The 505-nt window shown below is 69.5% G+C and carries 1 protein-coding gene; it reads left to right on the top strand.

The genetic code is table 11. The features are described from left to right. Window positions 1-53 precede the first annotated feature (53 nt). Window positions 54-505, top strand: a 452-nt coding sequence (locus tag AACY45_RS28015) for a ComF family protein (protein ID WP_339548720.1), incomplete at its 3' end; no start/stop codon positions are given.

Genomic DNA, 505 nt, shown 5'->3' with positions numbered 1-505 from the left:
GCCGCTCTAGGCGTCGGGCGACAAGGGGGGCCGTGTCGCCCTGGCTCGCCCCTTTGCGCCTGATCGCCGATTTCGCGCTGCCGCCGCGCTGCCCCGGCTGCGGTGCGGTCACGGGGGAAGATCATCGCTTCTGCGCGGTGTGCTGGGGCGCGCTGCGCTTTCTCGCGCCGCCGTGGTGCGCAACCTGCCATGCGCCGTTCGCTTATGATCGCGGGGCAGGGGCACAATGTGCGGCCTGTATCGCCGATCCCACGCGTCATGCCGGGGTGCGCGCGGCGGTGGCCTATGGGGATGTCGCGCGCACGGTCGCGCTCCGCTTGAAATATGGCGGTCGCACCGCCTTTGCCGAGACGGTCGGTCGGCAAATGGCGCGGTTGCTGCCGGACGATGCCGATATGCTGGTGCCGGTGCCGCTCCACCGCTGGCGTTTATGGTCGCGCGGCTTCAACCAGGCCGCATTGATTTCCGCCGCGTTAACCCGCGTGAGCGGTGTCGCAAACGATCC

It is taken from the genome of Pseudomonas sp. RA_35y_Pfl2_P32 (genome assembly GCF_963970735.1).
Lineage (GTDB): Bacteria > Pseudomonadota > Gammaproteobacteria > Pseudomonadales > Pseudomonadaceae > Aquipseudomonas.
The sequence above is the reverse complement of the archived record's forward strand: the minus strand, read 5'-3'. Positions and strand labels throughout refer to the sequence as shown.